The 26,206-nt window shown below is 71.2% G+C and carries 19 protein-coding genes; 4 read left to right on the forward strand and 15 right to left on the reverse strand.

Annotated features, from left to right (window positions below; all coding sequences use genetic code 11):
• Position 1 precedes the first annotated feature (1 nt).
• The 9 genes from gap to rsgA form a co-directional block, all read right to left on the reverse strand.
• Complete coding sequence (gene gap, locus J5X75_RS06325) at positions 2–1,000, reverse strand: type I glyceraldehyde-3-phosphate dehydrogenase (RefSeq protein ID WP_208466334.1); 999 nt, start codon at positions 998–1,000, stop codon at positions 2–4.
• 321 nt (positions 1,001–1,321) lie between these two features.
• Positions 1,322–2,302 (reverse strand): DNA-binding protein WhiA, encoded by a 981-nt coding sequence (whiA, locus tag J5X75_RS06330; protein WP_183217560.1) that lies wholly within the window; start codon positions 2,300–2,302, stop codon positions 1,322–1,324.
• Positions 2,303–2,359: 57 nt separating this feature from the next.
• Positions 2,360–3,376, reverse strand: a complete 1,017-nt coding sequence (locus tag J5X75_RS06335; RefSeq protein ID WP_208466335.1) for a gluconeogenesis factor YvcK family protein — start codon at positions 3,374–3,376, stop codon at positions 2,360–2,362.
• On the reverse strand, positions 3,373–4,275 hold the full coding sequence (rapZ, locus tag J5X75_RS06340; protein WP_183218345.1) for an RNase adapter RapZ: 903 nt from the start codon (positions 4,273–4,275) through the stop codon (positions 3,373–3,375). The genes J5X75_RS06335 and rapZ overlap by 4 nt, the downstream gene beginning before the upstream one ends.
• Positions 4,276–4,338: 63 nt before the next feature.
• On the reverse strand, positions 4,339–6,270 hold the full coding sequence (gene uvrC / locus J5X75_RS06345; protein ID WP_208466336.1) for an excinuclease ABC subunit UvrC: 1,932 nt from the start codon (positions 6,268–6,270) through the stop codon (positions 4,339–4,341).
• A 99-nt stretch (positions 6,271–6,369) separates the two neighbouring features.
• The gene (locus J5X75_RS06350; protein ID WP_208466337.1) at positions 6,370–6,906 is read right to left on the reverse strand and encodes a Rieske (2Fe-2S) protein; all 537 of its coding nucleotides are present in this window, start codon (positions 6,904–6,906) and stop codon (positions 6,370–6,372) included.
• A gap of 224 nt (positions 6,907–7,130) precedes the next feature.
• Positions 7,131–10,085 carry an excinuclease ABC subunit UvrA gene (gene uvrA, locus J5X75_RS06355; RefSeq protein ID WP_208466338.1) on the reverse strand — a complete coding sequence of 985 codons (2,955 nt, stop codon included), beginning with the start codon at positions 10,083–10,085 and terminating at the stop codon, positions 7,131–7,133.
• Positions 10,086–10,182: 97 nt separating this feature from the next.
• Positions 10,183–11,997 (reverse strand): hypothetical protein, encoded by a 1,815-nt coding sequence (locus J5X75_RS06360; RefSeq protein ID WP_307797952.1) that lies wholly within the window; start codon positions 11,995–11,997, stop codon positions 10,183–10,185.
• A 207-nt stretch (positions 11,998–12,204) separates the two neighbouring features.
• A complete protein-coding gene (rsgA, locus tag J5X75_RS06365; protein ID WP_208466339.1) occupies positions 12,205–13,254 on the reverse strand; it encodes a ribosome small subunit-dependent GTPase A in 1,050 nt (349 codons plus the stop codon).
• Positions 13,255–13,437: 183 nt separating this feature from the next.
• Between rsgA and J5X75_RS06370 the strand changes: the two genes are divergently transcribed.
• Positions 13,438–14,136 (forward strand): maleylpyruvate isomerase family mycothiol-dependent enzyme, encoded by a 699-nt coding sequence (locus J5X75_RS06370; RefSeq protein ID WP_208466340.1) that lies wholly within the window; start codon positions 13,438–13,440, stop codon positions 14,134–14,136.
• Positions 14,133–14,777: an MBL fold metallo-hydrolase gene (locus tag J5X75_RS06375; RefSeq protein WP_208466341.1), complete on the forward strand. Its 645-nt coding sequence runs from the start codon at positions 14,133–14,135 to the stop codon at positions 14,775–14,777. The genes J5X75_RS06370 and J5X75_RS06375 overlap by 4 nt, the downstream gene beginning before the upstream one ends.
• Positions 14,778–14,795: 18 nt before the next feature.
• Here the strand turns inward: J5X75_RS06375 and J5X75_RS06380 are convergent, their stop codons facing one another.
• The 3 genes from J5X75_RS06380 to J5X75_RS06390 are packed head-to-tail and all read right to left on the reverse strand — an operon-like array spanning position 14,796 to position 20,806.
• Positions 14,796–15,494 (reverse strand): hypothetical protein, encoded by a 699-nt coding sequence (locus J5X75_RS06380; protein ID WP_208466342.1) that lies wholly within the window; start codon positions 15,492–15,494, stop codon positions 14,796–14,798.
• Positions 15,495–15,509: 15 nt separating this feature from the next.
• Positions 15,510–16,019, reverse strand: coding sequence for a SigE family RNA polymerase sigma factor (locus J5X75_RS06385; protein WP_208466343.1), 510 nt, complete (start codon positions 16,017–16,019; stop codon positions 15,510–15,512).
• Positions 16,016–20,806, reverse strand: coding sequence for a sensor histidine kinase (locus tag J5X75_RS06390; RefSeq protein ID WP_307797953.1), 4,791 nt, complete (start codon positions 20,804–20,806; stop codon positions 16,016–16,018). The genes J5X75_RS06385 and J5X75_RS06390 overlap by 4 nt, the downstream gene beginning before the upstream one ends.
• 142 nt (positions 20,807–20,948) lie before the next feature.
• Here J5X75_RS06390 and J5X75_RS06395 point away from each other — a divergent pair, with 142 nt between their 5' ends.
• Entirely contained in the window at positions 20,949–21,551 is a 603-nt protein-coding gene (locus J5X75_RS06395; protein ID WP_208466345.1) for a ClpP family protease, read from the forward strand.
• Between the two features lie 28 nt (positions 21,552–21,579).
• On the opposite strand, the gene J5X75_RS06400 is transcribed toward J5X75_RS06395, so the two are convergent.
• Both J5X75_RS06400 and J5X75_RS06405 read right to left on the reverse strand, forming a co-directional pair.
• A complete protein-coding gene (locus J5X75_RS06400) occupies positions 21,580–22,005 on the reverse strand; it encodes an uL11 family ribosomal protein (RefSeq protein ID WP_208466346.1) in 426 nt (141 codons plus the stop codon).
• A gap of 154 nt (positions 22,006–22,159) precedes the next feature.
• On the reverse strand, positions 22,160–22,948 hold the full coding sequence (locus tag J5X75_RS06405; protein ID WP_208466347.1) for a lytic transglycosylase domain-containing protein: 789 nt from the start codon (positions 22,946–22,948) through the stop codon (positions 22,160–22,162).
• 150 nt (positions 22,949–23,098) lie between these two features.
• On the opposite strand from J5X75_RS06405, the gene typA reads away from it, so the two are divergent.
• Positions 23,099–24,964, forward strand: coding sequence for a translational GTPase TypA (gene typA, locus J5X75_RS06410; protein WP_208466348.1), 1,866 nt, complete (start codon positions 23,099–23,101; stop codon positions 24,962–24,964).
• A gap of 100 nt (positions 24,965–25,064) precedes the next feature.
• On the opposite strand, the gene J5X75_RS06415 is transcribed toward typA, so the two are convergent.
• Positions 25,065–26,066 carry a TerC family protein gene (locus tag J5X75_RS06415; protein ID WP_208466349.1) on the reverse strand — a complete coding sequence of 334 codons (1,002 nt, stop codon included), beginning with the start codon at positions 26,064–26,066 and terminating at the stop codon, positions 25,065–25,067.
• Between the last annotated feature and the right edge of the window lie 140 nt (positions 26,067–26,206).

Raw genomic sequence — 26,206 nt, forward strand, 5'->3', positions numbered from 1 at the left:
ATCAGGCTCCGACGAGCTTGACCAGGTCGACGAGGCGGTTCGAGTAGCCCCACTCGTTGTCGTACCAGCCGACGACCTTGACCTGGTTGCCGATGACCTTGGTGAGGCCGGCGTCGAAGATGCAGGACGCCGGGTCGGTCACGATGTCGGCCGAGACGATGTCGTCCTCGGTGTAGACCAGGATGCCCTTGAGCGGGCCCTCGGCGGCGGCCTTGATCGCGGCGTTGACCTCCTCGACCGACGTCTCGCGAGCGGCGGTGAAGGTGAGGTCGGTGGCCGAGCCGGTGGGGATCGGCACCCGCAGCGCGTAGCCGTCCAGCTTGCCCTTGAGCTCCGGCAGCACCAGGCTGACGGCCTTCGCGGCGCCGGTCGAGGTCGGCACGATGTTCAGAGCGGCGGCGCGGGCGCGGCGCAGGTCCTTGTGCGGGCCGTCCTGGAGGTTCTGGTCCTGGGTGTACGCGTGGATCGTGGTCATCAGACCCTTCTCGATCCCGATCGTGTCGTTCAGGACCTTCGCCATCGGGGCGAGGCAGTTGGTGGTGCAGGACGCGTTCGAGATGATGTTGTGCTTCGAACCGTCGTACAGGTTGTCGTTGACACCGACCACGACGGTGATGTCCTCGTTCTTGGCCGGGGCCGAGATGATGACCTTCTTGGCGCCCTTGTCGAGGTGCGCCTTGGCCTTGGTGGCGTCGGTGAAGAAGCCGGTCGACTCGATCACGACGTCGGCACCCAGGTCGCCCCACGGCAGGTTGTTCGGGTCACGCTCGGCGAACGCCTTGAACGTCTTGCCACCCACGGTGATCTCGTCCGCGGTCGCCTTGACCTCGTGGCCCAGACGGCCCAGGATGCTGTCGTACTTCAGCAGGTGAGCCAGCGTGGCGTTGTCGGTCAGGTCGTTCACGCCGACGATCTCGATGTCGGCGCCGGAGGCGAGAACCGCCCGGAAGAAGTTACGACCGATACGGCCGAAGCCGTTGATGCCAACCCGGATGGTCACAGGTGGTCTCCTCGTTTCGGTCCGCCGGATTCTGCGACCGGCGGAGGGGTCTGCATGCCGACCGTATGAACGGCCGACACGTAGGCGTCCGGCCGCCACACCCAGACTTTCGGTGACGGGGGGCTCGGCCGGACTGCCGGCAGCGTCGCCGTCACCCGTGACACTATCCGAGTCCACACGTCCGCGGAGCGGCGGGGCGCGACCTGAACGTTACCTAAACGGATCACCGCGACGTTGCCTAACGACGTCATCAGCCTCACCCATCCGGCCACACCCGATAAGGACCTAAGGTCCCTCGATGGGCGTGATCGGCATCACCTGTCAGCAGGCCATCATCTCTGGTGTGACAGCGGCCTCAGTGTCCGGAATCCCGAGATCCCGGGCGCGTTTGTCGGCCAGCGCCAGCAGCCGCCGGATCCGGCCGGCGATCGCGTCCTTGGTCAGCGGGGGATCGGCCAGGGCGCCCAGCTCCTCCAGGGAGGCCTGCCGGTGCTCCAGGCGCAGCCGGCCCGCCGAGGTGAGGTGGTTGGGCGCGTCGTCGGCGAGGATCTCCAGCGCCCGGGTGACCCGGGCCGCGGCCGCGACCGCCGCACGGGCCGAGCGGCGCAGGTTCGCGTCGTCGAAGTTGGCCAGCCGGTTCGCGGTGGCGCGCACCTCGCGGCGGACCCGGCGCTCCTCCCAGGCGAGCACGCTGGAGTGGGCGCCGACCCGGGTGAGCAGGGCGGCGATCGCGTCGCCGTCCTTGATCACCACCCGGTCGACACCGCGCACCTCGCGGTCCTTGGCGGTGATGCCGATCCGGCGGGCCGCGCCACGCAGCGCGAGCGCCGCCTCCGGCCCCGGGCAGGTGATCTCCAGGGCGCTGGAGCGGCCCGGCTCGGTGAGCGAGCCGTGCGCCATGAACGCGCCCCGCCAGGCCGCCACCGAGCAGCACACGTTGCCGCTGACCACGTGCTGCGGCAGGCCCCGCACCGGGCGGCCGCGCACGTCGAGCAGGCCGGTCTGGCGGGCCAGCACCTCGCCGTCCTTGACGATCCGCACGATGTAGTGGCTGCCCTTGCGCAGGCCGCCGGACGCCAGGACGTGCACCTCGCTGGGGTAGCCGTACACGTCGGCGATCTCCCGCCGCAGCCGCCGGGCCACCGCGCCGGTGTCCAGCTCCGCCTCGACGACCACCCGGCCGGAGACGATGTGCAACCCTCCGGCGAAGCGCAGCAACGCCGCCATCTCCGCCCGGCGGCAGCAGGGCTTGGGCACGTCGACCCGGCTCAGCTCGTCCTTGACCGCTGCCGTCATCGCCATCGTGTTGTCACCTCATGCGCCGGATCTTGAACAGTGTGTGCCGCACTACGTCAGTAATCAACGAGTGGCGCCCAATACTGGCACCAGGGCGGCGCCCAATGCCTCAGGATCATGCCGTGGACTTCCGTCCGCAACGGCCACCGGCACCAGAACCAGCTCGGCGCCGAGCTCCTGGGCGGCGGCGCGGACCGGTTCCGGTTCCCCGGCCCACTTGGCGTCGGCCAGCACGGTGTCCACCCGGAGCTCGGGAAGATACCAATGCAGGGCGGCCAGGTGATCGGCGGTGGAGAGCCCGATCGTCTCCTTGTCCGGGCTGAGGTTCAGCGTGACCAGCCGGCGGGCCGGGCTCGCCACGATCGCCTCGGCCAGCCGCGGCACCAGCAGGTGCGGCAGAACGCTCGTGTACCAACTGCCGGGGCCGAAGATCAACCAGTCGGCCTCGCGGACCGCGGTGATCGCCTCGGGGCAGGCCGGCGGATCCGCCGGGTCCAGCCGGACCGCCTCCACCCGGCCCTCGGCCACCGCCACCGAGTGCTGCCCGCGCACCGTCTCGCGGGAGCCGTCGGCGTGCACCACGTCGGCCTCTATCCCGACCGCGTGCAGCGCCATCGGGAGCACCCGGCCCTGCGCGCCGACCATCTCGGCGGCGTGGTCCAGCGCGGCGACCGGGTCGCCGAGCATCTCGATCAGCCCGAGCAGCAGCAGGTTGCCCACCGTGTGCCCGGCCAGGGTGTCCTTGCTGCGGTCGGCGCGCCGCTCGATCCGCGGGCCACGGCCGGCCACGGGCTCCCGGGACGCGGCCGTCATCGCCTCGAAGCGGTGCTGCATCAGGGTCGCGGTGAGCCGGTGCGTGGGATGGTCGGCGGCCAGCGCGGCGAGCGCCTGGCGCAGGTCGCCCGGGGGCAGCAGCGCGTCCCGCTCGACGCGCAGGCGGCCGCTGGAGCCGCCGTCGTCACCGACCGTCACGATCGCGGTGATCTCCAGGTCCAGGTCCCGGGCGCTGTGCCGCAGTGCGCGCAGCGAGGCGCTCAGCCCATGTCCGCCGCCGAAGGCGACCACCCGGATCGCCGTCACTCGCGCCCCAGGTCACGGTGCGACGTGTGGGCGGACAGCCGCATCGCGCTGAGCCGGGAGGTGAGCTCCTCGGCGATCGCGACGCTGCGGTGCTTGCCCCCGGTGCACCCGATGGCGACGGTCAGATAGCGCTTGCCCTCGCGCTCGAAACCCGGGGCGGTGGCGGCGATCAGCCCCGCGTACGTCGCGACGAAGTCGGTCGCGCCCTCCTGCCCCAGGACGTAGCCGCTCACACCCTCCTCCAGGCCGGTGTGCTCGCGCAGCTCGGGCACCCAGAACGGGTTGGGCAGGAACCGCGCGTCCAGCACGTAGTCGGCGTCCGGCGGCAGGCCGTACTTGAAGCCGAAGGAGAGCACGGTGATCCGCAGCTTGCGCGAGTCCTCACCGCCGAACAGCTCCTCGACCCGGCGGCGGAGCTGGTTCACGTTCAGATGACTGGTGTCGATGATCACATCGGACTGCTCGCGGGCCTCCTCGAGCAGCTTGCGCTCGGCCGCGATGCCGTCGGCCAGCCGCCCGTCGCCCTGCAACGGGTGCGAGCGCCGCACCGACTCGAAGCGCCGGATCAGCACCTCGTCGTCGGCGTCCACGAACACCACGCGCGGCGAGAAACCGCGCTCCTTGAGCGCGCGGACCGCGCCGGTCAGATCGGTGGAGAAGGCGCGGCTGCGCACGTCCAGCACCATTGCGGTACGCCGGGCCGCTCCCCCGGCGGCGAAGGCCAGCTCGGCCATCTCCAGCATCAGGGCCTGCGGCAGGTTGTCGACCACGTAGAAGCCGACGTTCTCCAGGGCCCGCGCCACCGTGCTGCGCCCACCGCCGGAGAGCCCGGTCACCACCACCAGGTCGGTCCCGGCCTCGTCGGGCTCCAGCACCTCGTCGGATCCGAGGTCCGGCATCGCTTCGGTCACGCACGCCTCCTGCGTCTGTTTCGCGGACACAACATGGTAGGCCGGGGAGCGTTACCGCTCTCCAGTCTTCCCCGGGTCGGGTGAACGCAGGGCCGCCAGAACCGATTCCGCCGTCCGCAGGCCGATGCCGGGCACCTCGGCGATCTCCTCCGGGGTGGCCTCGGCGATGCGCTTCATCGACCCGAAGTGCCGCAGCAGCGCCTTGCGCCGCACCTCGCCCAGCCCGGCCACCTCGTCCAGCGCCGACGCCGTCATCCGCTTGGAGCGGCGCTGCCGGTGGAAGGTGATGGCGAAGCGGTGTGCCTCGTCCCGGACCCGCTGCAACAGGTAGAGCGCCTCCGACGTCCGCGGGAGGATGACCGGGAAGTCGTCGGCCGGCAGCCACACCTCCTCCAGGCGCTTGGCCAGCCCGCACAGCGCCACGTCGGTGACGCCCATCTCGGCCAGCACCGCGGCGACCGCGTTGACCTGCGGCTGGCCACCGTCGACCACGATCAGCTGAGGCGGGTAGGCGAACCTGCGCGGTTTGCCGGTCAGCGGATCGATGCCCGGAAGCTCGGCGTCGTCGTGCTGCTCGAGAGCCTTGAACCGGGCGAACCGCCGCCGCATCACCTCGCTCATCGCCGACAGGTCGTCGGTGCCGCTGCCGTCCGGGTTGCCGCGCACGATGAAGCGGCGGTACTCGCTCTTGCGCTCCAGCCCGTCCTCGAAGACCACCATCGACGCGACCACGTCGGTGCCCTGGATCTGCGACACGTCGAAGCACTCGATGCGCAGCGGCACCCCCTCCATCCCGAGAGCCTCGGCGATCTCCTCCAGCGCCCGGCTGCGGGTGGTCAGGTCGCCGGCCCGGCGCAGCTTGTGCCGTTGCAGCACCTCGGTGGCGTTGCGGGCGACGGTCTCCATGAGCGCCTTCTTGTCGCCGCGCTGGGGCACGCGCAGGCTGACCCGGCTGCCCCGGTGCGCGGACAGCCAGTCGGCGAGCGCGTCGGCGTCGTCGGGCAGGTCGGGCACCAGCAGCTCACGGGGGACGTCGGTCTCGCCGTGCTCCTCGCCGTACATCTGCGTGCAGAAGTGGTGCACCAGGTCGCCGGTGGACAGCTCCTCGACCTTCTCCACCACCCAGCCGCGCTGCCCCCGCACCCGGCCCCCGCGCACGTGGAAGACCTGCACGGCGGCCTCCAGCGGGTCGTCGGCGAAGGCCACGATGTCGGCGTCGGTGCCGTCGCCGAGGACCACGGTCTGCTTCTCCAGGGCCCGGCGCAGCGCCACCAGGTCGTCGCGCAGCCGGGCCGCGCGCTCGAACTCCAGTTCCTCGGAGGCGCGCAGCATCTCCCGCTCGACCCGCTTCAGGAACTGGTCGGTCCGCCCGGCCATGAAGTCGCAGAACTCGTCGACGATGTCGCGGTGCTCCTCGGCGCTGACCCGGCCCACGCACGGCGCCGAGCACTTGCCGATGTCGCCGAGCAGGCACGGCCGGCCGATCTGGTGGGCCCGCTTGAACACCCCGGCCGAGCAGGTCCGTGCCGGGAAGACCCGCAGCAGCAGGTCGAGCGTCTCGCGGATGGCCCAGGCGTGCGAATAGGGGCCGAAGTAGCGGACGCCCTTGCGCTTGACGCCGCGCATCACCTGCAGGCGCGGGAACTCCTCGTCGAGGGTGACGGCGAGGAACGGGTACGACTTGTCGTCGCGGTACTTCACGTTGAACCGCGGGTCGAACTCCTTGATCCAGGAGAACTCCAGCTGAAGGGCCTCGACCTCGGTGCCGACGGTCACCCAGTCCACGGCGGCGGCGGTGGTGACCATCTGCTGGGTCCGCGGGTGCAGTGTCCACACATCGGCGAAATACGAGTTCAGCCGGTTGCGCAGGCTCTTCGCCTTGCCGACGTAGACGACCCGGCCGGCCGGATCGCGGAAGCGGTAGACACCGGGAGCGTCCGGAATGGTACCCGGCGCCGGGCGGTACGTGGACGGGTCTGGCACAACTCCAACACTAGTGCCAGGGACTGACAGAATTGCCCGACCGGAGGTCCGGTGCCGCCGCCACGGCGCCGGGCCTCCGGCCTTGCGACAGGAGCCGGATCAGGCCGCGGTCACCACGTTGTCGCCGTCCACGTCGATCGCCACCGCGGCCAGCGGCTGACCGGCCGGGCCCGAGGTCGGGGCGCCGTCCTTGATCGAGAAGAGGCTGTTGTGGCACTTGCAGATGATCTGGCCGTCCTTGATCTCGGAGACCTTGCAGCCCTGGTGCGTGCACACGTTGCTGAACGCCTTGTAGGTGCCCTCGGCCGGCTGTGTGACGACCACCTCGTCCAGGATGACGCCGCTGCCGACCGCCACCTTCGAGGTCGCCACCAGCACGTTGCCGGTGCCGCCGCCGCCCGTGTCGCCACCGGCGTCGCCGCCGCCCTCGGCCGCGGCGCTGCCGGCCGGGACCGGGTTGTCACCGAAGTCGGTGCCGTTCGGGTTGGTCCCGCTGGTGCCGGCGGTCCCGCAGGCCGAGAGCACCGCGGTGGCGCCGACGGCGCCGGCGCCCATCAGGACGACGCGCCGGGTCGAGGCGGTGCCCGGTCGGTCCTGCTGGATCTCGGCGTCGGTCCCCGGCTGCACGTCAGTCATTTGTCGCCCTCCACTACCTGTTCTCTGCCGCCAATGTCACGCGGAGTCGCCCCGGGGTACGGATCAGATGCCGTGATCAGTTCAACGGTACGACGCGAGATTTTCCCGCTTTCTCCGCGTTCGCCCGACCGGTTTGCCTGGTGTCGACAAACAGCGCCGCACCCGGGAGACCTTAAAAGACCAACCGGGTGCGGTTGCTGAGAGTCGTCTAAGAAGTTCCTAAATCAGGCGGTGGCCTTCGCCCGGGACCGGGTGGCACGCGCCCGCGGGGCGGCGGTGGACCCGTTCGCCTTCGCGGCCCGGCCGGTCGCGGCCGCCGAGCCCCGCCCCTCGCCGGTGAGCCCCAGCATGTGCCGCAGGAACTGCCCGGTGTGGCTCTCCGGCACCTCGGCCAGCTCCTCCGGGGTGCCGGTGGCCAGCACCAGGCCGCCCTTGTGGCCACCCTCCGGACCCATGTCGATCAGCCAGTCCGCCGTCTTGATGACGTCCAGGTTGTGCTCGATGGTGATCACCGTGTTGCCCTTGTCGACCAGGCCGTTGAGCACGATCAGGAGCTTGCGGATGTCCTCGAAGTGCAGGCCGGTGGTCGGCTCGTCGAGCACGTAGACGGTCCGGCCGGTGGAGCGTTTCTGCAGCTCGGAGGCGAGCTTGACGCGCTGTGCCTCACCGCCGGACAGGGTGGTGGCGGGCTGGCCCAGGCGCACGTAGCCGAGGCCGACGTCGACCAGGGTCCGCAGATGCCGGTGGATCGCCGGGAGCGCCGAGAAGAACTCCGCGGCCTCCTCGATCGGCATGTTCAGCACCTCGGAGATGGTCTTGCCCTTGTAGTGCACCTCCAGGGTCTCCCGGTTGTACCGAGCGCCCTTGCACACCTCGCAGGGGACGTACACGTCCGGCAGGAAGTTCATCTCGATCTTGATGGTGCCGTCGCCGGAGCAGTTCTCGCAGCGGCCGCCCTTCACGTTGAAGGAGAACCGGCCCGGACCATACCCCCGCACCTTGGCCTCGGTGGTCTCCGCGAACAGCTTGCGGACGTGATCGAACACACCGGTGTAGGTGGCCGGGTTCGACCGGGGCGTCCGCCCGATCGGCGACTGGTCCACCCCGACGACCTTGTCGACGTGCTCCAGGCCGGTGACCCGGGTGTGCCGGCCGGGCACCTGCCGGGCCTTGTTGATCTGGTTCGCCATGACGGTGTGCAGGATGTCGTTGACCAGCGTCGACTTCCCCGAACCGCTGACCCCGGTGACCGCGATGAACTGGCCCAGCGGGAACGGCACGGTCAGGTTGCGCAGGTTGTGCTCGCGGGCGCCGTGCACCACGACCTCACGGCCGGGCGTCTGCGGCCGCCGGCCGGCCGGCAGCGGGATCGACTTCCGGCCGGACAGGTAGGCCCCGGTCGGCGACTTCTCGTTGGCCAGCAGGCCCTCGACGGTGCCGCTGTGCACGATCTGCCCGCCGTGCTCGCCGGCGCCCGGCCCGATGTCGACGATCCAGTCGGCGGTCCGGATGGTGTCCTCGTCGTGCTCCACCACGATCAGCGTGTTGCCCAGGTTGCGCAGCCGCACCAGGGTCTCGATGAGGCGGTGGTTGTCGCGCTGGTGCAGCCCGATGGACGGCTCGTCCAGCACGTACAGCACGCCGACCAGGCCGGAGCCGATCTGGGTGGCGAGCCGGATGCGCTGCGCCTCGCCGCCGGAGAGGGTCCCCGCGCCGCGGTCCAGCGACAGGTAGTCCAGGCCCACGTCGACCAGGAACCGCAGCCGGGCGTTGATCTCCTTGAGCACCCGCTCGGCGATCAGCCTCTGCCGGTCGTCCAGCTCCAGGCCGGACAGCAGCTCGGCGCACTCGCCCACGGACAGGTTGCACACCTCGGCGATGCTCTTGCCGGCCACCGTCACGGCCAGCACCTCGGGCTTGAGCCGGGCCCCGCCGCAGACCGAGCAGGGGACGTCGCGCATGTAGCCTTCGTACTTCTCGCGCGACCAGTCGCTCTCGGTGTCGTTGTGCCGCCGCTCGATCCACTGCACCACGCCCTCGAAGCCGGTGTAGTAGGAGCGCTCGCGGCCGTACTTGTTCCGGTACCGCACGTGGACCTGGTCGTCGGCGCCGTACAGCACGGTCTTCTGCACCCGGCTGGGCAGTGCCCGCCAGGGCGTGTCGAGGCTGAAGCTCTCGGCGCCGGCCAGGGCCTCCAGCAGCCGCAGGAAATACTCCTGGGTGGTGCCGCCGGCCCACGGCTGGACGGCGCCCTCGCTGAGGCTCTTCTCCACGTCCGGGATGATCAGCTCGGGGTCGACCTCCTTCTTCGTGCCGAGGCCGGAGCACTCGGGACAGGCGCCGTACGGAGCGTTGAAGGAGAAGACCCGTGGCTCCAGGTCCTCGATGGCGAGCGGGTGGTCGTTGGGGCAGGCCAGGTGCTCGGAGAAGCGGCGCTCCCGCTCCGGGTCGTCTTCCGGCAGGTCGACGAAGTCGAGCACCACGATGCCGCCGGCCAGCCCGAGCGCGGCCTCGACCGAGTCGGTGAGGCGCTGCTTGCTGGACGCCTTCACGCTGAGCCGGTCGATCACCACCTCGATGGTGTGCTTCTCCTGCTTCTTCAGCTTCGGCGGCTCGGTGAGCGGATGCACCACGCCGTCGACCCGGGCCCGCGCGTAGCCCTTGGACTGGAGCTCGGCGAACAGGTCGACGTACTCCCCCTTGCGGCCGCGGACCACCGGGGCCAGCACCATGAACCGGGTCCCCTCGGCCATGGCGAGGACCCGGTCGACGATCTGCTGCGGGGTCTGCCGGCTGATCCGCTCCTTGCAGACCGGACAGTGCGGGATGCCGGTCCGCGCGAAGAGCAGGCGCAGGTAGTCGTAGACCTCGGTGATCGTGCCCACGGTCGAGCGCGGGTTGCGCGACGTCGACTTCTGGTCGATCGAGACGGCCGGGGACAGACCCTCGATGAAGTCGACGTCCGGCTTGTCCATCTGGCCGAGGAACTGCCGCGCGTACGACGACAGGGACTCCACATAGCGCCGCTGGCCCTCGGCGAAGATCGTGTCGAAGGCGAGGCTCGACTTGCCCGAGCCGGAGAGGCCGGTGAAGACGATCATGGCGTCACGGGGCAGGTCGAGGTTGACGTCACGCAGGTTGTGTTCGCGGGCGCCACGGATTGTCAGTCGGTCGGCCACGGCCAGCCTTTCCGCATTCAGGATCGGACCCGTACAGGTGTATGAGTCGAGCAGACACTCTAGCGACGGGGTACGACAATTTTCCGCAGACGCCCGCTCACTCTTCCGAGTTAACTCTCCAGACCTCGACGCCGCCCACCAACTCCGGCTCGCCGAGGACGTCCACCAGAACAGCCCTGAGCAGCGCGCCATTCCGGCTGTCCGGCACCAGCACCACCGCGGCGGCGCGCCAGTAACCGAGGTCACCCCGGATCCGCAGGCGGTCGGCGTCGGTCAGGACCGGCGCGTAGCCGTACTCGCGGACGCTCCAGAGCAGCTCCGAGGTGTAGCGGTGCGGGGCGGACCAGGAGCCGGTGTCGTCCGACGGCGGGTTCGCCGGGCCCATGAAGTAGCCGCGCGGCGTCGCGTAGTCCAGATTGTTGAGGGCCGCCCAGCGCTGCCCGGTCCGCCCGGTCGTCACGTCCGGCAGCGGGACGGTGACCAGCGTCTTCCCCTCCGGCACGTACTGCCGCCAGATCCCCTCGGTGAGGAACGCCGGCATCGGGTCGCCCGCCACTACCGGCAACGGCTTCGGGAACAGCGGCACCAGCGCGAGGGCCATGCCGATCCAGAACCGCTTGCGGCGCTCCGGCGGGTACGACCCGATCCGGTCCGCCGCGAAGGCCAGCAGGATGCCGGCGACCGTGGCCGGCACCATGGCGAACCGGGTCACACTCACCAGGTCGATCACCGGCACGTGGCTGACCAGCGCGAACGGCAGCGGGATCACGGTCTTGAAGCCGAGCACCCGCAACTGTGGGCCGAACGACATGACCAACAGGGCGAGCCCGGCGATCGCGGTGGCCCGCAGCGCCACCGACCGCCACAGCATCACCATCGCCACGATGATCATCACGAGGCCGAACGGGCCGAAGAACGTGTTGTCCTCGGTCGCGCTCACGCTCAGCCGCCGGGTGACCACGCCCAGACCGGCCAGCGACTGCCGGGCGAAGGCGCCCAGCGAGGCCAGGTCGGTGACGTAGGCGGTCGGCTCGAACGGCTGCCCGTGATAGTTGCCACGGGCGAAGAACTGGTACCAGAGCGGGTAGCCGGTCAGCACGCCGGAGGTGAGGGCGGCCACCCCCAGCCCGGCCGTGAAACCTCGCCACACCCGCCGGGCCTCGTCCCGCGCCATCAGCGCCCAGGAGACCGCGAAGATCCCCAGAGTGAGCGCCGCGAAGAGCAGCGCCTCCTCGTTGATGAAGATCTGCAACACGATCAGCAGACCGAGAATGATCCCGCCCCGCCACACCCGGCCGGGCTCCCGCAAGCGCAGCACCTGCCACACGATGAACGGCAGCACGTAGTTGCTGACGAAGTTCACGTGCCCGTTCGCGTGCGAGACCATGGCCGGGGCGAAGCCGCACCAGACGCCACCGATCCAGGCCGCGAGCCGGCTGCGGACCAGATGCCGGCTGAGCACCCAGTACCAGGCGAAGGCCGTCCCGCCGAGACCGAGAGTGATCAGCAGGGCGACGGTCACCCCGCCGCCGAGGAAATGCGTGACCGGCGCCAGCGGCAACGCCAGCGCCAGGATGGACGTGTTCGCCATCATGTTCACACCGACCGGCACGTTGAACCGGTCCTCGAAGAACAGCGGCGCCCCGTCGAAGATCACCCGCTCGGCGTGGGCCAGCATGAACAGGAAGATCCCGTGGTCGTCGTCGTTGCCGGCGAGGACCCGCCCGTTCGGGTCGATCCACAACTGGATCACCACGAGCACGGCCAGCGCCAGGAACCCCAGCGCGATCCACAGATCGGCGAGCCGCCAGCGGGCGTCCCTCCCGCCGCCCGGGCTCGCCGCCGGCTCCGTCGCAGGTTCCGCCACGACCGCCGCCGCCCGCTCTCCGGTCATCTCATCCGCCGCACGCACCGGGCGAATTGTGCCAGAGCCGCCACCGCCCCTCCCAACGCCGCACGTCCGCCGGGTCTGTTGCGGCCGGTGGCCGGCCGGGGAGATCCGCTCGCCCGGCGCCGGGCGACGGCCCGGAGTGGGCAGCGAGATCACCGGTACGGCAGAGCTCCGCAGACGCGTACCGGAAATGGTGTCGATCTTCTGGAAGCGCGCGGGTGACCGGAGTCAGAGGCGGCGGGAGCTCGGGGGTGTCTGGGCGCGGCGCTGGCGGGCCAGGCGCACCGAGCGCCGCCCGCTCTCCACCTCGACCTCGCGGCGGAGTTTGCGCCAGCTGGCCAGGCGGCGCGGTGGCAGCGAGCCGTCGGCGAGGGCGGCCTGGACGGCGCAGCCCGGCTCCCTCTCGTGACGACAGTCGTCGAAGCGGCAGCGCCCGGCCAGGCCGGTCACGTCGGCGAAGGCACGATCCAGGCCGCCCGCGGTGTCGAGGAGGCCGACGCCCCGGATGCCCGGCGTGTCGATGACGGCGCCGCCGCCGGGCACGGTGATCAGGTTGCGGTAGGCGGTGGTGTGGCGGCCTTTGCCGTCCGCGTCGCGGACCTCCTGGACCGGCATGACGGTGGCGCCGGCCAGCGCGTTCGCCAGGGTCGACTTGCCGGCGCCGGAGCGGCCGAGAAGGGCGAGGGTGCGGCCCGGGCCGACGTGGTCGCGCAGCCGGTCGAGGCCGGTGCCCTGCCACACGCTGACCGGGACGACCGGTACGCCGGGGGCGAGCGCGCCGAGCTGGCGGGCGACGGCGCCGGGGTCGGCGCTGGTGTCGCTCTTGGTGAGCACCAGCAGCGGATCGGCCCCGGACTCCCAGGCCAGGGCGAGCAGGCGTTCGACGCGGGCGTCGTCGGGCTCCGGATGGATCGGTTCGACGACCGCGATGGTGTCCATGTTCGCGGCGAGGACCTGGCCGGAGGCGTCCTTGTCGGCGGTCCGGCGGATCAGCGTGGTCCGGCGGGGCAGCACCAGCTCGAGGGTGGTCCGCCGGTCGGGCCATCGGCGCAGCACCACCCAGTCACCGGAACAGGGCAGGGTGGCGGGGTCGCGGGCGGCGTCGAGCAGGACGCCGCCACCGAGGGTGGCCCGGGTCACTCCGGTGGCGGTCAGCACGGTGCACACGCCACGGTCGGCCCGCAGGACACGCCCGGGTTCGGAGTCGGGCCGGTCGAACCGCTGGAAGGTGGATACGAAGTGGTCGTCCCAGCCGAGCTGGGACAGGGGGTACGACATGAAAACCCTTTACGGTCTTGGGGAGGCCCCCGGGTGAAGGGACGCGGCAACGGTGAAACGCACGGTCCTCACCTCCTCCGCTGGGTTCGATCGATCAGCGCGTCTGCCACGACGGTACGGCGCTGGTCAGCGCGGCGAAAGCGAATTCCGTGGCGGCGGGCCCGGCACCGGTAAGGTCGGGCTGTGACCATGGATCCGCTGGTGTTGATGACGGACGTGGAGGACGCCACCGAGGCGCTGCTGCGTGCCGCGGGCTCGCTGACCGACGGCGAGATGGGCGCGCCGTCGCTGCTGCCGGGCTGGACGGTCGGGCACGTGCTGACCCATCTGGCGCGCAACGCGGACGCCCTGACCAACCTGTTGACCTGGGCCCGGACCGGGGTGGAGACACCGGCCTACGCGTCGCCGGAGGAGCGGACGGCGGGCATCGAGGCGGGCGCGGCCCGTCCGGTGGCCGAGCAGCTGGCGGATCTGCGGGCCGCGCACGAGCGGTTCGCCGACGCGGCGGCGGCGATGCCGGCGGCCTCCTGGACGACCCGGCTGCCGCTGGCGAAGAGCGCCGCCGCGGTTCCGTGGCTGCGGTTGTGCGAGGTGGAGGTGCACCGGGTCGACCTGGGCCGCGGCTACACCCCGGCCGACTGGCCGGACGCGTTCGCGCTGCGCCTGCTGCGGGCGATCGTCACCGATCCGCCGGCCGGCTCGCCGGACATGGTGCTGCGCCCGTTCGGCCTGGAGCACCCGTTGGTGATCGGCTCCGGTGCGGGCCCGGTCGTCGGCGGCCCGACCAGGGCGCTGGCCGCCTGGCTGATCGGCCGGGCGGACGGCGCCGATCTGACGGTCTCGCCGGACGGCGAGCTACCCGAGCCCGCGAGGTGGAGATGAGTTCCGAGTACACCGGCGACGTGGTGACCGGCGGCGAGCCGGCGGTCCGTGACCTGGGCGACGGCCTCACCCTGACCAAGGTGTCGGTCGGCCCGATGGACAACAACGCCTATCTGCTGCGGGCGGCGACCGGCGAGCAGCTGCTGATCGACGCGGCCAACGACGCCGGGACCCTGCTGGCGCTGATCGGCCCGGCCGGGCTGCGAACCGTGGTGACCACCCACCGGCACGCCGACCACTGGCAGGCGCTGGCCGAGGTGGTGAAGGCCACCGGCGCCGAGTCGCTGGCACACGCCGACGACGCCGCCGAGATCCCGGTGGTGACCCGGACGCTGCGCGACGGCGACACCGTCGAGGTCGGCGGGCACACCCTGGACGTGATCCACGTGGTGGGGCACACGCCCGGTTCGATCGTGCTGTCCTACCGGGGCGAGCATCTGTTCACCGGCGACAGCCTGTTCCCCGGAGGGCACGGGCGGACGACGAGCCCGGAGAACCACCACCAGATCATGGACCATCTGGAGGCCCGGGTGTTCGGCCGGTTCGGCGACGGCGCCTGGTTCTACCCGGGCCACGGCAAGGACTCGACGTTGGGCGCGGAACGCCCGGATCTCGAGGAGTGGCGGGCGCGCGGCTGGTGACGCGCGCCCACCCGTCACCTATCCGTGGGTGACCTTGGCGCTGTCGTCGACGTGGACGCCGGCGGCGAACTCGACGACCTGCTGCTCGCCCCAGCCCAGGCCGTCCCACACCTGGACGTACATCCAGCGGTTCTCGCCCAGCTTCACGAACAGGGCGTGACCGGTGGTCTGGTCGAGCATCTTGGTGAGCACGGCCTCGTTGCCGTTGATGGTCAGCTTCTTGCCACCGGCGATGTCCTCGCCGGGCCCGAACTCCTGGAGCTGGGCCATGATCTTGCCCTCGAAGCTGTGCGGGTCGTTGTCCGGAACGCCCGGCGGCGCGTTGGACGGCACCACGTCCGGGATGCCCTTCGGGGCGATGGTGATGCCGTACTCGTCGGCGCCCTGGAGCACCCAGCCCTCGGGGACCTTGTCCAGGGTGAAGCCCTTCGGCTGCTCGCCCTGGTAGGCGACGAGCGCGGTGGGCCCGGTCGCCGGAGAGCTGGTGGACGGCCGGTCAACCGCCTCCGGGGCGGACGGGCCGGAGGCGAGGCCGGTGCCGGCGACGATCACGGCGGCCAGGGCGGCGGCCATGAAGACGGTGCCGCCCGCGGCCTGCACGGTCCGGCGGCGGCGCAGCGCGGTCCGGCCACGGGCGAGATCGGCGGCGACCTGCTCCGGGGTCGGTTCGGCGTCCGGGCCGGCGATCCGCGCCAGCCCGTCGTGGAGGTTCATCATGTCAATTTCTCCTGATCAGAGCAGTGCCAAGGAGGGATGGGGGCCGAGCACGGCCCGGAGCCGGTCGAGTGCCCGGGCGGTCTGGCTCTTCACCGTCCCCTCGGAGCACCCGAGGGCGTCGGCGGTGTCGGCGACGTCGAGGTCGTAGAAGTAGCGGAACACCAGCGCCGCCCGCATCCGCGGTGGCAGCTCCCGCAGGGCCGCGCGCAGCCCGTCGGAGACGTCACCACCGGCGTACTCGGCGGCCGCCCGGTCCGGGACCTCGGCCATCGGCCGTTCCGTGCGCCGCCACCACCGCCGCCGCTCGTCGGTCAGCGCGTTGACCAGCGCCCTCCGGACGTAACCGTCCGGGTTGTCGGCACGCTGGAACGCCGGCCAGGCGACGTACAGCTTCGTCAGCGTGGACTGGACGAGGTCCTCGGCCAGGTGGGCGTCGCCGGCCGTGAGCAGAGTCGCCGTACGCACCAGCGCGGCCCTCCGGCTGACCACGAACTGGTGGAATTGCTCATCACGCTCGTTCTTCACACGAGCCCCTCCTTCGCTCTCACGCCTCCCTGACGGCTCGCACCTCCCTCGGGTTGCATGAGCGTCACCTCGAAGATCGATCCTCCACCGGCGCCGGGCCGGTAGTGGACATCCCCCTGGTTGGCGCGGGCCAACTCCCGGACGATGTAGAGCCCCAGACCGGTGCCGGGCACCCGGCCCGCGGTCGGTTCGGCACGGGCGAACCGGTCGAAGAGCCGGTCCCGGAACTCCGGCGGCACGCCCGGCCCCCGGTCGTGGACCTCGATCGTCACGGCCGCGGTGTCCGCCCGGGCCACGACCGCGGTGGCGCCGCCGCCGTACTTGCCGGCGTTGCTGACCAGGTTGGTCAGGATCTGGTCGAGGTGGCTCGGCTGCACCACGGCGACCAGGTCCGGCGGGCACGTCACCGGGACGTCGCCGGCGCCGGCGCCGACCCCGGCCGCCACCACCGGCGCGGCCCCCCCCCCCCGGCCCGGCGCCCCGCCCAGCCGGCCGGCGTCGAGGCTGACCAGGTCGAGAACCTCCTGGACGATGGCGGCGAGCCGCCGGGTGGTCCGGTGCACCCGGACGAGGGCGTGGTGGACGGGCTCCGGCAGGTCGTCCTCGTCGAGGATCAGGTCGAGGCCGCCGAGGATCGCCGCGAGCGGGTTGTTGATCTCGTGGCCGAGCATGCCGATCAGGTCGGCCTTGAGCTGGTTGGCGGCCTCCAGGTCGGAGGTACGGACCCGTACGGTGTCCTCCAGCGAGTCGTAGAGCAGCGCGTTGTCCAGCGAGACCGCCAGCTGCCCGGCGATCAGCTCCACCGTCTCCAGGCGGTCGGTGGAGAACACGCCGCCCTGCCGGTGGTTCTCCAGCACCAGGACGGCGACGTCGACGGCCCGGCTCGGGATGGGCATCGCCAGCAGGGAGCAGTGGTCCAGCCCGGCGAGGTACGGGTCCCGCGCGAACCGGTCGTCCCGGGTCGCGTCCGCCACCAGCAGCGGGCGGTGGGTCCGGGTCACGTACCGGACCGCGGTCGCCGGCGCCGGCCGCGGATCCCGCCTCCCCGGCTGCCGGAGCACCAGGTGCACCCGGGTGGCCCCGGTCATGGCGCTGAGCACGTCCCCGACCTGCTCCTCCAGGTCGGCCAGCGTGATGGCCGAGCTCAGCGCGCGGGAGGCCCGCAGGATCGCCATGAGGTCGATCCGGTCGGCGCCGGTCCCGTGACCGGAGTCGTTCACCCGTTCCGCGCGCAGGAACGGGTGCTCGGCCTCCATCCGTCGCAGCGGCCCCTCGGCGCCCCACCGGCGGTAGGTGTCGCGCGCCTCGGTCAGCAGCTGCCGCCCCGCGTGTTCCAGCCCCCGGTCCAGCTGGAACCGGGCCGCCCGCTGGGCGAGCACGGCCCGGTGCCAGGGCCGGCCGGCCACCTCGTGCAGGCCGGCGTCGAACTCGCGGGCCGCGCTGTCGGGATCGCCGAGCGCCCAGCACCGTTCGGCGTCGACCAGGCGCAGCAGGGGCCGGAAGTTGCGGGGCCCGTCGGCGGCCCGCCGGGCGATCCAGTCGCGGACCGTGCCGAGTTCGGCGGCGGCGCCGGTGTCGCCGGACCGTACCCGGGCGGCCAGGGCTATCCCGCGCACCACCCGGACCAGCGCCGTCGGGTAGAGCCCGCGGATCGCCTCGACGTGCTCCATCGCCTCGGCGGAACACCGGTCCAGGTCCTCGTCGTCCTGCCACATCAGCGCGACGAGAGCCCGGTTGACGTGGTGGATGGCCAGCGCCGGCGGGTAGGTGGGGCCTTCGTCCGGTCCGGCGAGCGGCTCCCCGCCGCGCAGCACCCGCGTCAGCTCCCGGTACTCGGTGAGCGACAGCGCCGCGATCCGGTTGCCGGTGCGCTCGGCGAACGCCAGTGAGGTGTCGATCTCCTCGGCGACGGTCTCCAGCGAGTCGGCGGTCTCCAGCAGTACGGCCACCAGGCGGGCCGAGAGCAGCCCGGCGACCTGGACGTCCCCGGCGGTCAGCAGTTCCTCGCGGGCGTCCTGGCCGGCCTCGGCGACGTCCTCCAGCGGTTCGAACCACTCCGCGGCCAGGAAGAGGTGCATGTACCGGGCGATCGCGGTCTCCGCCTGATAGCCGTGCTTCCGTCCGGCCTCGACGACGTACCGGCTCAACCGGTGACCGGTGCGGTAGTCGTCGAACAGGTGGATCGTCGCGGAGATCACCGCGCCAAGCGAGCCGACCACCGGCGCGCACACCCCCGCCCGCCGCCACAGCTCCACGACCTGGAGCAGCACCCACGCATGCGTCAGCGGCCCCAGCACGTACGCCGGCGCGAGCAGCCGGTTGAGGATCCGGCCCGCCGCGAGCGCCCGGGGATCGGCGGTCTCCACGGCACGGCTCAGGTCGATGGCGCAGTCCCGCAGGACGGCCGCCTCCCGCCGGACCACGGGACCGGGGTCGTCCGGGTAGTCGATGCCGAACCGGCGCAGCACGTCCGTGCCCAGCTCGTACGCCTCCCGGGTGTGTCCTCGCTGGGTCAGGCTGTTGACCTGGTTCGCGGTGGCGGCGGCGAGCGTGAGCAGGTCCGGGGACCGGCTGGTCAGCTCCCGGTACACCTCGTCGGCCTCGTCGAGCCGGCCCAGGCAGTAGAGGGTGGTGTGCCGGTCCACGGTGACGGCGTCCCGGTCTCCGCCCACCGGGGCCAGGAGCCGCTCGGCGGCGTCGAGCAGCTCGATGGCGACCGCGTGGTTGGTCATCTGGATCGTCCGCCGGGCGGCGCCGTGCAGCAGGGCGGCGGCGGCCCGCCGCTCGTCCGGTGTGTCCACCAGGTCCACCACCGGCAGGTACTGCTCGGCCGCCTCCTGCCGGTACCGCTCGTGCCGGGACAGCCGCCGGGCCATGTCCCGTTGGAGCCGGTCCCGGTCGCCGGGCGCCAGGCAGTCCCGGGCGGCCTGCCGCACCAGGTCGTGCCGGAAGCGGACGGCTCCGTCGGCGAGCAGGATCAGGCCCTCGGTGACCGCCGGGGCCAGTAGCCCGGCCAGCTCCGGCTCGGGCGTCCCGGTCGCGGTGGCCAGGAAGCCGGTGCCGACGTCCCCGCCGAGACAGGCGAGCGCCGCCAGGATCCGGCGTGTCCCGTCCGCCTGATCCGCCATCCGGGCCGCCAGCAGCTGCGGGACCCGGTGGCAGCGGACGAAGTCGCGGATCGCGTCCGGCTCCCACCACCAGCCGTCCGCGACCGGGCGCAGCAGGCCCTCGGCGCGGAGGGCGTTGAGCACCTCGACCGTCGCGAACGGATTGCCGGCGGCGGTCGCCTCGATCAGCTCGGCCGGCGCGGACGCGACCGCCGGGGGTATCCGAAGCACGGCGCCGACCAGCCGGGCGGACCCCTCACGATCCAGCCCGCCGACCCGGATCACCGGCTCCGTCGCACCGTCGCGCTGCCAGCGGTCGAGCAGCTGCGCGAGCGGCCGCTCCTCGTCCCGGTAGGTGGCGACCAGCAGCAGCCCGGGGATCGGCCCGGCGTTCACGATCGCTTCCAGGACCCGGTGCGACCCGGTGGTGGCCCATTGGAGATCGTCGAGGACGATCACGATCCGGTGCCCGGCGGCGAGGGCCCGGATCAGGGCGACGGCGGTGGCCGCCATCCGGCCCGGGGCGGTCGAGGGGTCGGACGCGGACGGCCCGCCCGGCGCGCCGAGCAGATCGGCCATCTCCGGGACCGCGGTGGACGCGACCACGGCGTTGGGACCGAGCGCCTCGGCGATCCGCGCACGGTCCGCCGCCACCTCGGGTTCGGGTTCGGCGAGGACGAGACGGATCAGGGTTCGCAGTGCCCGGGAGATGGCGCCGCTTCTCGTACCGGTCCGGAACTCCTCGAACCGCCCGACGGCGAACCAGCCGCCGCGTGCCGTGACCGCCGGCCGCAGGCTGCGGGCGAGGGCGCTCTTGCCGATCCCGGACGGCCCGGTGATCAGCACGAGCCGGCCGCCCTCGGTGAGCGCCCGGTCCAGCGCCGCGGTCAGCGCGTGCACCTCCCGGTCCCGGCCGATGAGGGCGGCCGGCGGCACGAAGTGGGCCGGGAAGTCCCGCTCGCCCAGCGGCCAGCCACCGTCGGGATCGTCCCGGCAACGGGTCAGATCGTGGAGCAGCCCCTCGGCGCTCTGGTAGCGGTTCGCCGGGTCCTTCTCCAGCAGGCGCATGATGATCTCGCGGAGCCGCGGTGGCGGCCCGGTGGGCGCCGGCGGCGGCTCCACCAGGGTCTCGCGGACCAGCTCCAGAGCGTCGTCGCCGGTGAACGGCGGCTCGCCCACCGCCAGGGCGTAGAGGGTGGCGCCCAGACCGTAGAGGTCGGCGCGGGGATCCACCGCGCGGCGGATCCGCCCGGTCTGCTCCGGGGCGAGGAAGCCGAGCGTGCCGACCGGACCGCCCACCTCGTCGGCCTCCGCCGCTCCGGCCAGCGCCAGGTCGTAGTCGACGAGCAGCGCCGGCCCGTGCGGGGGCAGGACGACGTTGGCCGGCGTGACGTCGCGATGGATCACCCCGGCGCGGTGCACGGCGGCGAGGGTCGCCGCCAGGCTTCGACCGATGTCGAGAAGCTCGGGTACGGGCACCGGCGCCCGAACCGGGGAAGCCGCGTCGTCCTCCAGCACGAGCAACCGGCGCGACTGGTGGCCGGCGAGCCGGGGTACCCCGGGTACGCCGGCGAGGCGGCTCAGCACGGCCCGTTCCCGCTCGACGCGCCGGGTGGCGCCGAGGCCGGTGGCCCGTTTGCAGATCAGGGTGGAGCCGTCGCGGGTGCTCCGGCGGAGCACTTGGGTCCGTTCGCTGTGATATAAGACGACATCACCCACCACCATGTTGTCTCATTGCCGGGACATCGGTGGTGGCTCTTCCCGAAGAACCAACGGCTGCCTGGATACGCTGGGCCTACCCCGCGACGACCGGAGGTGGCCGATGCCCCTGTTCCCGCAGCCGAATCAGCCGCCCGAGTGGCCGCAGCAGCAGCCCGGCTTCCCCGGATGGCTCGAGGAGCGGCTCTTCGAACAGCGGATCGTGATGCTGCGCGGCCGGCTCACCGGCGAGACCGCGACCGGGACCGCGGCCGCCCTGCTGACGCTCGACTCGGCCGGGCCGGAGGCGATCCAACTGCACGTGGCCGCCCCGGGTGGGGAGCTGAGCGCGGCGCTCGCGGTGATCGACGTGATCGACTCGCTGTCGGCTCCGGTGCACGCCCTGGTCACCTCGGAGGCGGGCGGGGCGGTGCTGGCGGTCCTGGCGGCGTCGGATCAGCGGGCGGCGTACCGGCACGCCCGGTTCAAACTCGCCGAGCCGCGGGCCGCCGGGGTCACCGGCACGGCCGACGAGGTGGCCGCCGCGGCCGGGCAGCACCTGCGTGAGCTGGAGGAGGTGGTGGTCCGGCTGGCCGAGATCACCGGGAAGCCGCGCAGCCGGATCGAGGACGACCTGTCCGCCGGCCGCAGCCTGAGCGCCGCCGAGGCCCTCGAGTACGGCCTGATCGACGAGGTGATCGCGCCCAAGAAGAACGGGCCCCGGTGATCACCGGGGCCCGTTCTCGACAGCTACTTCAGGAAGCGACCTTCACGCCCATGGAACGGGCGGTGCCGGACACGATCTTGATCGCGGCGTCGAGGTCGTTCGCGTTGAGGTCGACCAGCTTGCGCTCGGCGATCTCCTTGACCTGCTCGGCACTGAGCGTGCCGACGGTCGTGGTGAGCGGGTTGGCGGCGCCGGACTGAATGCCCAGGGTCTTCCGGATGAGGAAGCTGGTCGGCGGCGTCTTGTAGGCCAGCGTGTGGCTGCGGTCCTCGTAGACCGACACGATGACCGGGATGATCTCGCCCCGGTTCTTCGCGGTGGCCTCGTCGTACTCGACCTTGACGGCACGCATGTTGGCGCCGGTCGGGCCGAGCATCTTACCGAGGTCGACCATCGCGGCGTTACCCGCCTCAAGCGCGAGGGTTACCTCATGAGTCTTCTTCTTGGGCGGCATTGAGTAGGGCTCCTTTGGGTGAGCTGCACGGGCCGAAACAAACGCAGCTCGCCAGCATCAACGACACACGACAACCCCGAGACAGTACTTGACCGCCGTGGTTGGCACCAAATTGAGGTCTCGGGGAACGTCCCCCAGTGTATCCCGCCTGACCTCAGTACTTGTCGCAGGGGCAGTCGGCCATGAGCGAGCGCACCGAGTCGACGTAATCCGGATTGGGCAGCGTCTTGCTCTTCGCCGCCGCGTCCACCGTGCCGTAACCCGCGTTGTAGCCGGAGACGACCACGTTCAGCAGACACCAACTGGAGTGGCTCTTGCACTTCGAGGGGCTCAGGTCGTAGCTCTCCTTGAAGTACCTGTCCCCGAAGTACCGGGTCAGCCAGGCCAGGTAGTTCGCCCCGGCGTACGCGTTGTCCTGGTGGTTCCCGGTCGCGTCGTAGGCCAGGCCGAACCGCTGGTTCATGTGATCCAGGGTGTCCGGCATCACCTGCATGAGACCGAACCCACCGTCACAGTTCTTGATCGCGCTCTGCCAGCCGCTCTCCTGCCAGGACACCGCCTTGACCAGGGTGAAGTTGAGCTTCAGCTGGGGCGCCTCGGTGCGCCAGTAGATCCGCCCCGACGCCTTCTTCAGCGCCGTCTTGGCCTTGGCCTTGGAGATGTTCTTCCCCACGTAGTCGAAACAGTCCGGAACCTGACTCCAGTCCGTCTGGGCCGGGCTCGGGCTCGCCGTCGGCTTCTTCGAGGCCTTCGTCTTCGACGGCGCCGGGGACGGCGTCGTCGGTTCCGGCTCCGGCTCCTGCGTCGTCTCCTCGACCGTCGGCTCCACCGAGACCGGCGGCGGCGCTCCCACCGGCTCCTTCTCGCCGGCGCTGGCCAGTCCGCAGCCCGCCGTCACGATCAGTGCCGTGACCGCCGCCGCCATGGTGATGCGGTTCTTCATCGATGTCGACCTTCCCCCGTGATACATCGATGAAGGACGTTAACAGTGATCAGATGATCTCGGGAGACTGAAAAACGGACAGAAGACCACAAGATTCGGGTCTTGACCCCGTGTCACTATCGGCAACCTGAGCCGGGAACAATGGACGTCATGCAGACCCGCACCGACCTACGCAACGTCGCCATCATCGCTCACGTCGACCATGGCAAAACCACCCTGGTCGACGCCATGCTGCGCCAGGGCAGCCAGTCCCACGCGCGTGGCGAGATGGCCGACCGCGTCATGGACTCCATGGACCTGGAGCGGGAAAAGGGCATCACCATTCTCGCCAAGAACACGGCGATCAGCTACCAGCCCGCCGAGGGCGCCCCGGTCACCATCAACATCATCGACACGCCCGGCCACGCCGACTTCGGCGGTGAGGTCGAGCGCGGCCTGACCATGGTCGACGGCGTCGCCCTGCTGGTGGACGCCTCCGAGGGCCCGCTGCCGCAGACCCGCTTCGTGCTGCGCAAGGCGCTGGCGGCCAAGCTGCCGATCATTCTGATCATCAACAAGGTGGACCGGCCGGACGCGCGGATCAAGGAGGTCGTCGACGAGACGTACGAGCTGTTCCTCGACCTCGACGCCAACGAGTCGCAGATCGACTTCCCGATCGTCTACGCCTGCGCCCGGGACGGCATCGCCTCGCTGACCCAGCCGAAGGACGGCACCGTCCCGGAGGACTCGACCGACCTCGAGGTGCTGTTCAGCACCATCCTGGAGACCATCCCGGCCCCGAAGTACGACGAGGGCGCGCCCCTGCAGGCGCACGTCGTCAACCTCGACGCCTCGCCGTTCCTCGGCCGTCTCGCCCTCTGCCGCGTGCACCAGGGCACCATCCGCAAGGGCCAGACCGTCGCCTGGTGCAAGACCGACGGCACGATCAGCAACGTCCGCATCTCCGAGCTGCTGATCACCGAGGGCCTGGAGCGCAAGCCCGCCGAGAGCGCCGGCCCCGGCGACATCATGGCGGTGGCCGGCATCACCGACATCATGATCGGTGAGACCCTCGCCGACGCCGAGGACCCGCGGCCGCTGCCGCTGATCCAGGTCGACGAGCCGGCCATCTCGATGGTCATCGGCACCAACACCTCCCCGATGGTCGGCAAGGTCAAGGGCGCGAAGGTCACCGCCCGCATGGTCAAGGACCGGCTCGACAAGGAGCTGATCGGCAACGTGTCGCTCCGCGTCCTGCCGACCGACCGCCCCGACGCGTGGGAGGTCCAGGGCCGTGGCGAGCTGGCGCTGGCCATCCTGGTCGAGCAGATGCGCCGCGAACAGTACGAACTGACCGTCGGCAAGCCGCAGGTGGTCACCAAGACCATCGACGGCAAGGTGCACGAGCCGGTCGAGCGCCTGACGATCGACGCCCCCGACGAGTACATGGGCGCCATCACCCAGCTGCTGTCCACCCGCAAGGGCCGGATGGAGGAGCTGATCAACCACGGCACCGGCTGGCTCCGCATGGAGTGGCTGGTCCCGGCGCGTGGCCTGATCGGCTTCCGGACCGAGTTCCTCACCGAGACCCGCGGCACCGGCATCATGCACCACCTGTTCGAGGCCTACGAGCCGTGGTTCGGCGAGCTGCGGACCCGCCAGAACGGCTCCCTCGTGGCCGACCGGGCCGGTGTGGTGACCGCGTTCGCCATGACCAACCTCCAGGAGCGCGGCCAGCTCTTCGTCGAGCCGACCACCGAGGTGTACGAGGGCATGATCGTCGGCGAGAACTCGCGCCAGGACGACATGGACGTCAACATCACCAAGGAGAAGAAGCTCACCAACATGCGCTCGTCGACCGCCGACGAGACCGAGAAGCTGATCCCGCCGCGCAAGCTGTCCCTGGAGCAGGCCCTCGAGTTCTGCCGCGAGGACGAGTGCGTCGAGGTCACCCCGGCCGCGGTCCGCATCCGCAAGGTCGTCCTCGACCAGACGACCCGCGGTCGCGCCGCGGCTCGCCGCAAGCACCAGCAGTGAGATGAGGCCCGCCCTCCGTCGGAGGGCGGGCCTTCTCCGGTTCTCCGGACGGCAGAACGCGGGGTCCTCGATCGAGGACCCCGCGTTCTTCGTCGGTGGATCAGCGCTCGGCGGTGATCAGTTCCCGTTTCTTGTCGCGGGAGGATTTGGCCAGGCTGGCGACCGTGGCGACGGCCAGGGTGCCGAGGATGACCAGCAGGGAGAGCCAGATCGGGATCTCCGGGGCCCAGTGGAAGGGCTGGCCACCGTGCAGGAACGGCAGGCTGTTCGTGTGCAGGGCCTCGAGGACCAGCTTCACGCCGATGAAGGCGAGCACCACGGCGAGACCGATGTTGAGGTAGACGAGACGCTCGAGCAGGCCGCCGAGCAGGAAGAACAGCTGGCGCAGGCCCATCAGCGCGAACACGTTCGCGGTGAAGACGAGGTACGGCTCCTTCGTGATGCCGAAGATCGCCGGGATCGAGTCGAGTGCGAAGATCAGGTCGGTGGTGCCGATCGCGATCATCACGATGAGCATCGGGGTGAACAGCCGCTTGCCGGCCTCGGTGACGATGCTGAACCGGCCGTCGCCGAAGGACGAGGAGAGCGGCAGCGCCCGCTTCGCCCAGCGGATCAGGATGTTCTCCTTGAAGTCGTCCTCGTCGTTCTCCCCACCCTTGACCAGCGTGATCGCGGTGTAGACGAGGAACGCGCCGAAGATGTAGAAGACCCAGGAGAACTGCGAGATCAGGGCGGCGCCGGCGGCGATGAACGCGCCACGCATGACGAGCGCCAGCACGATGCCGATCAGCAGCACCTTCTGTTGCAGGTGCCGCGGGACCGCGAAGCGGGCCATGATGATCACGAAGACGAACAGGTTGTCGACGCTCAGCGAATACTCGGTGAGCCAGCCGGTGTAGAACTCACCGGCCGCCTGCCCGCCCGCGGCCAGCCAGACCCCGATGCCGAAGAGCACGGCGAGGCCGACGTAGAACGCGACCCAGCCCCCCGCTTCCTTCATGCTGGGCTCGTGTGGCCGGCGGCCGATGATGAGCAGATCGACGGCTAGCACCGCGATGAGGGCGACCAGGGTGGCGACCCAGACCCAGGCGGAAACGTTCAACGAGGACCTCCGGCAGACACGGGTCGTCGCTGCGCCCACCCATGATCCGAGCGAGAACAGCGACGTGCGACTGTCGGAGGTCTCTTCCGCCACGAACCAGGCACGGTCCGTGACCACCGGCCCCGGGTCCGCCCGCAAGA

It is taken from the genome of Actinoplanes flavus (assembly GCF_017592555.1).
In the GTDB taxonomy this organism is placed as follows: domain Bacteria; phylum Actinomycetota; class Actinomycetes; order Mycobacteriales; family Micromonosporaceae; genus Actinoplanes; species Actinoplanes flavus.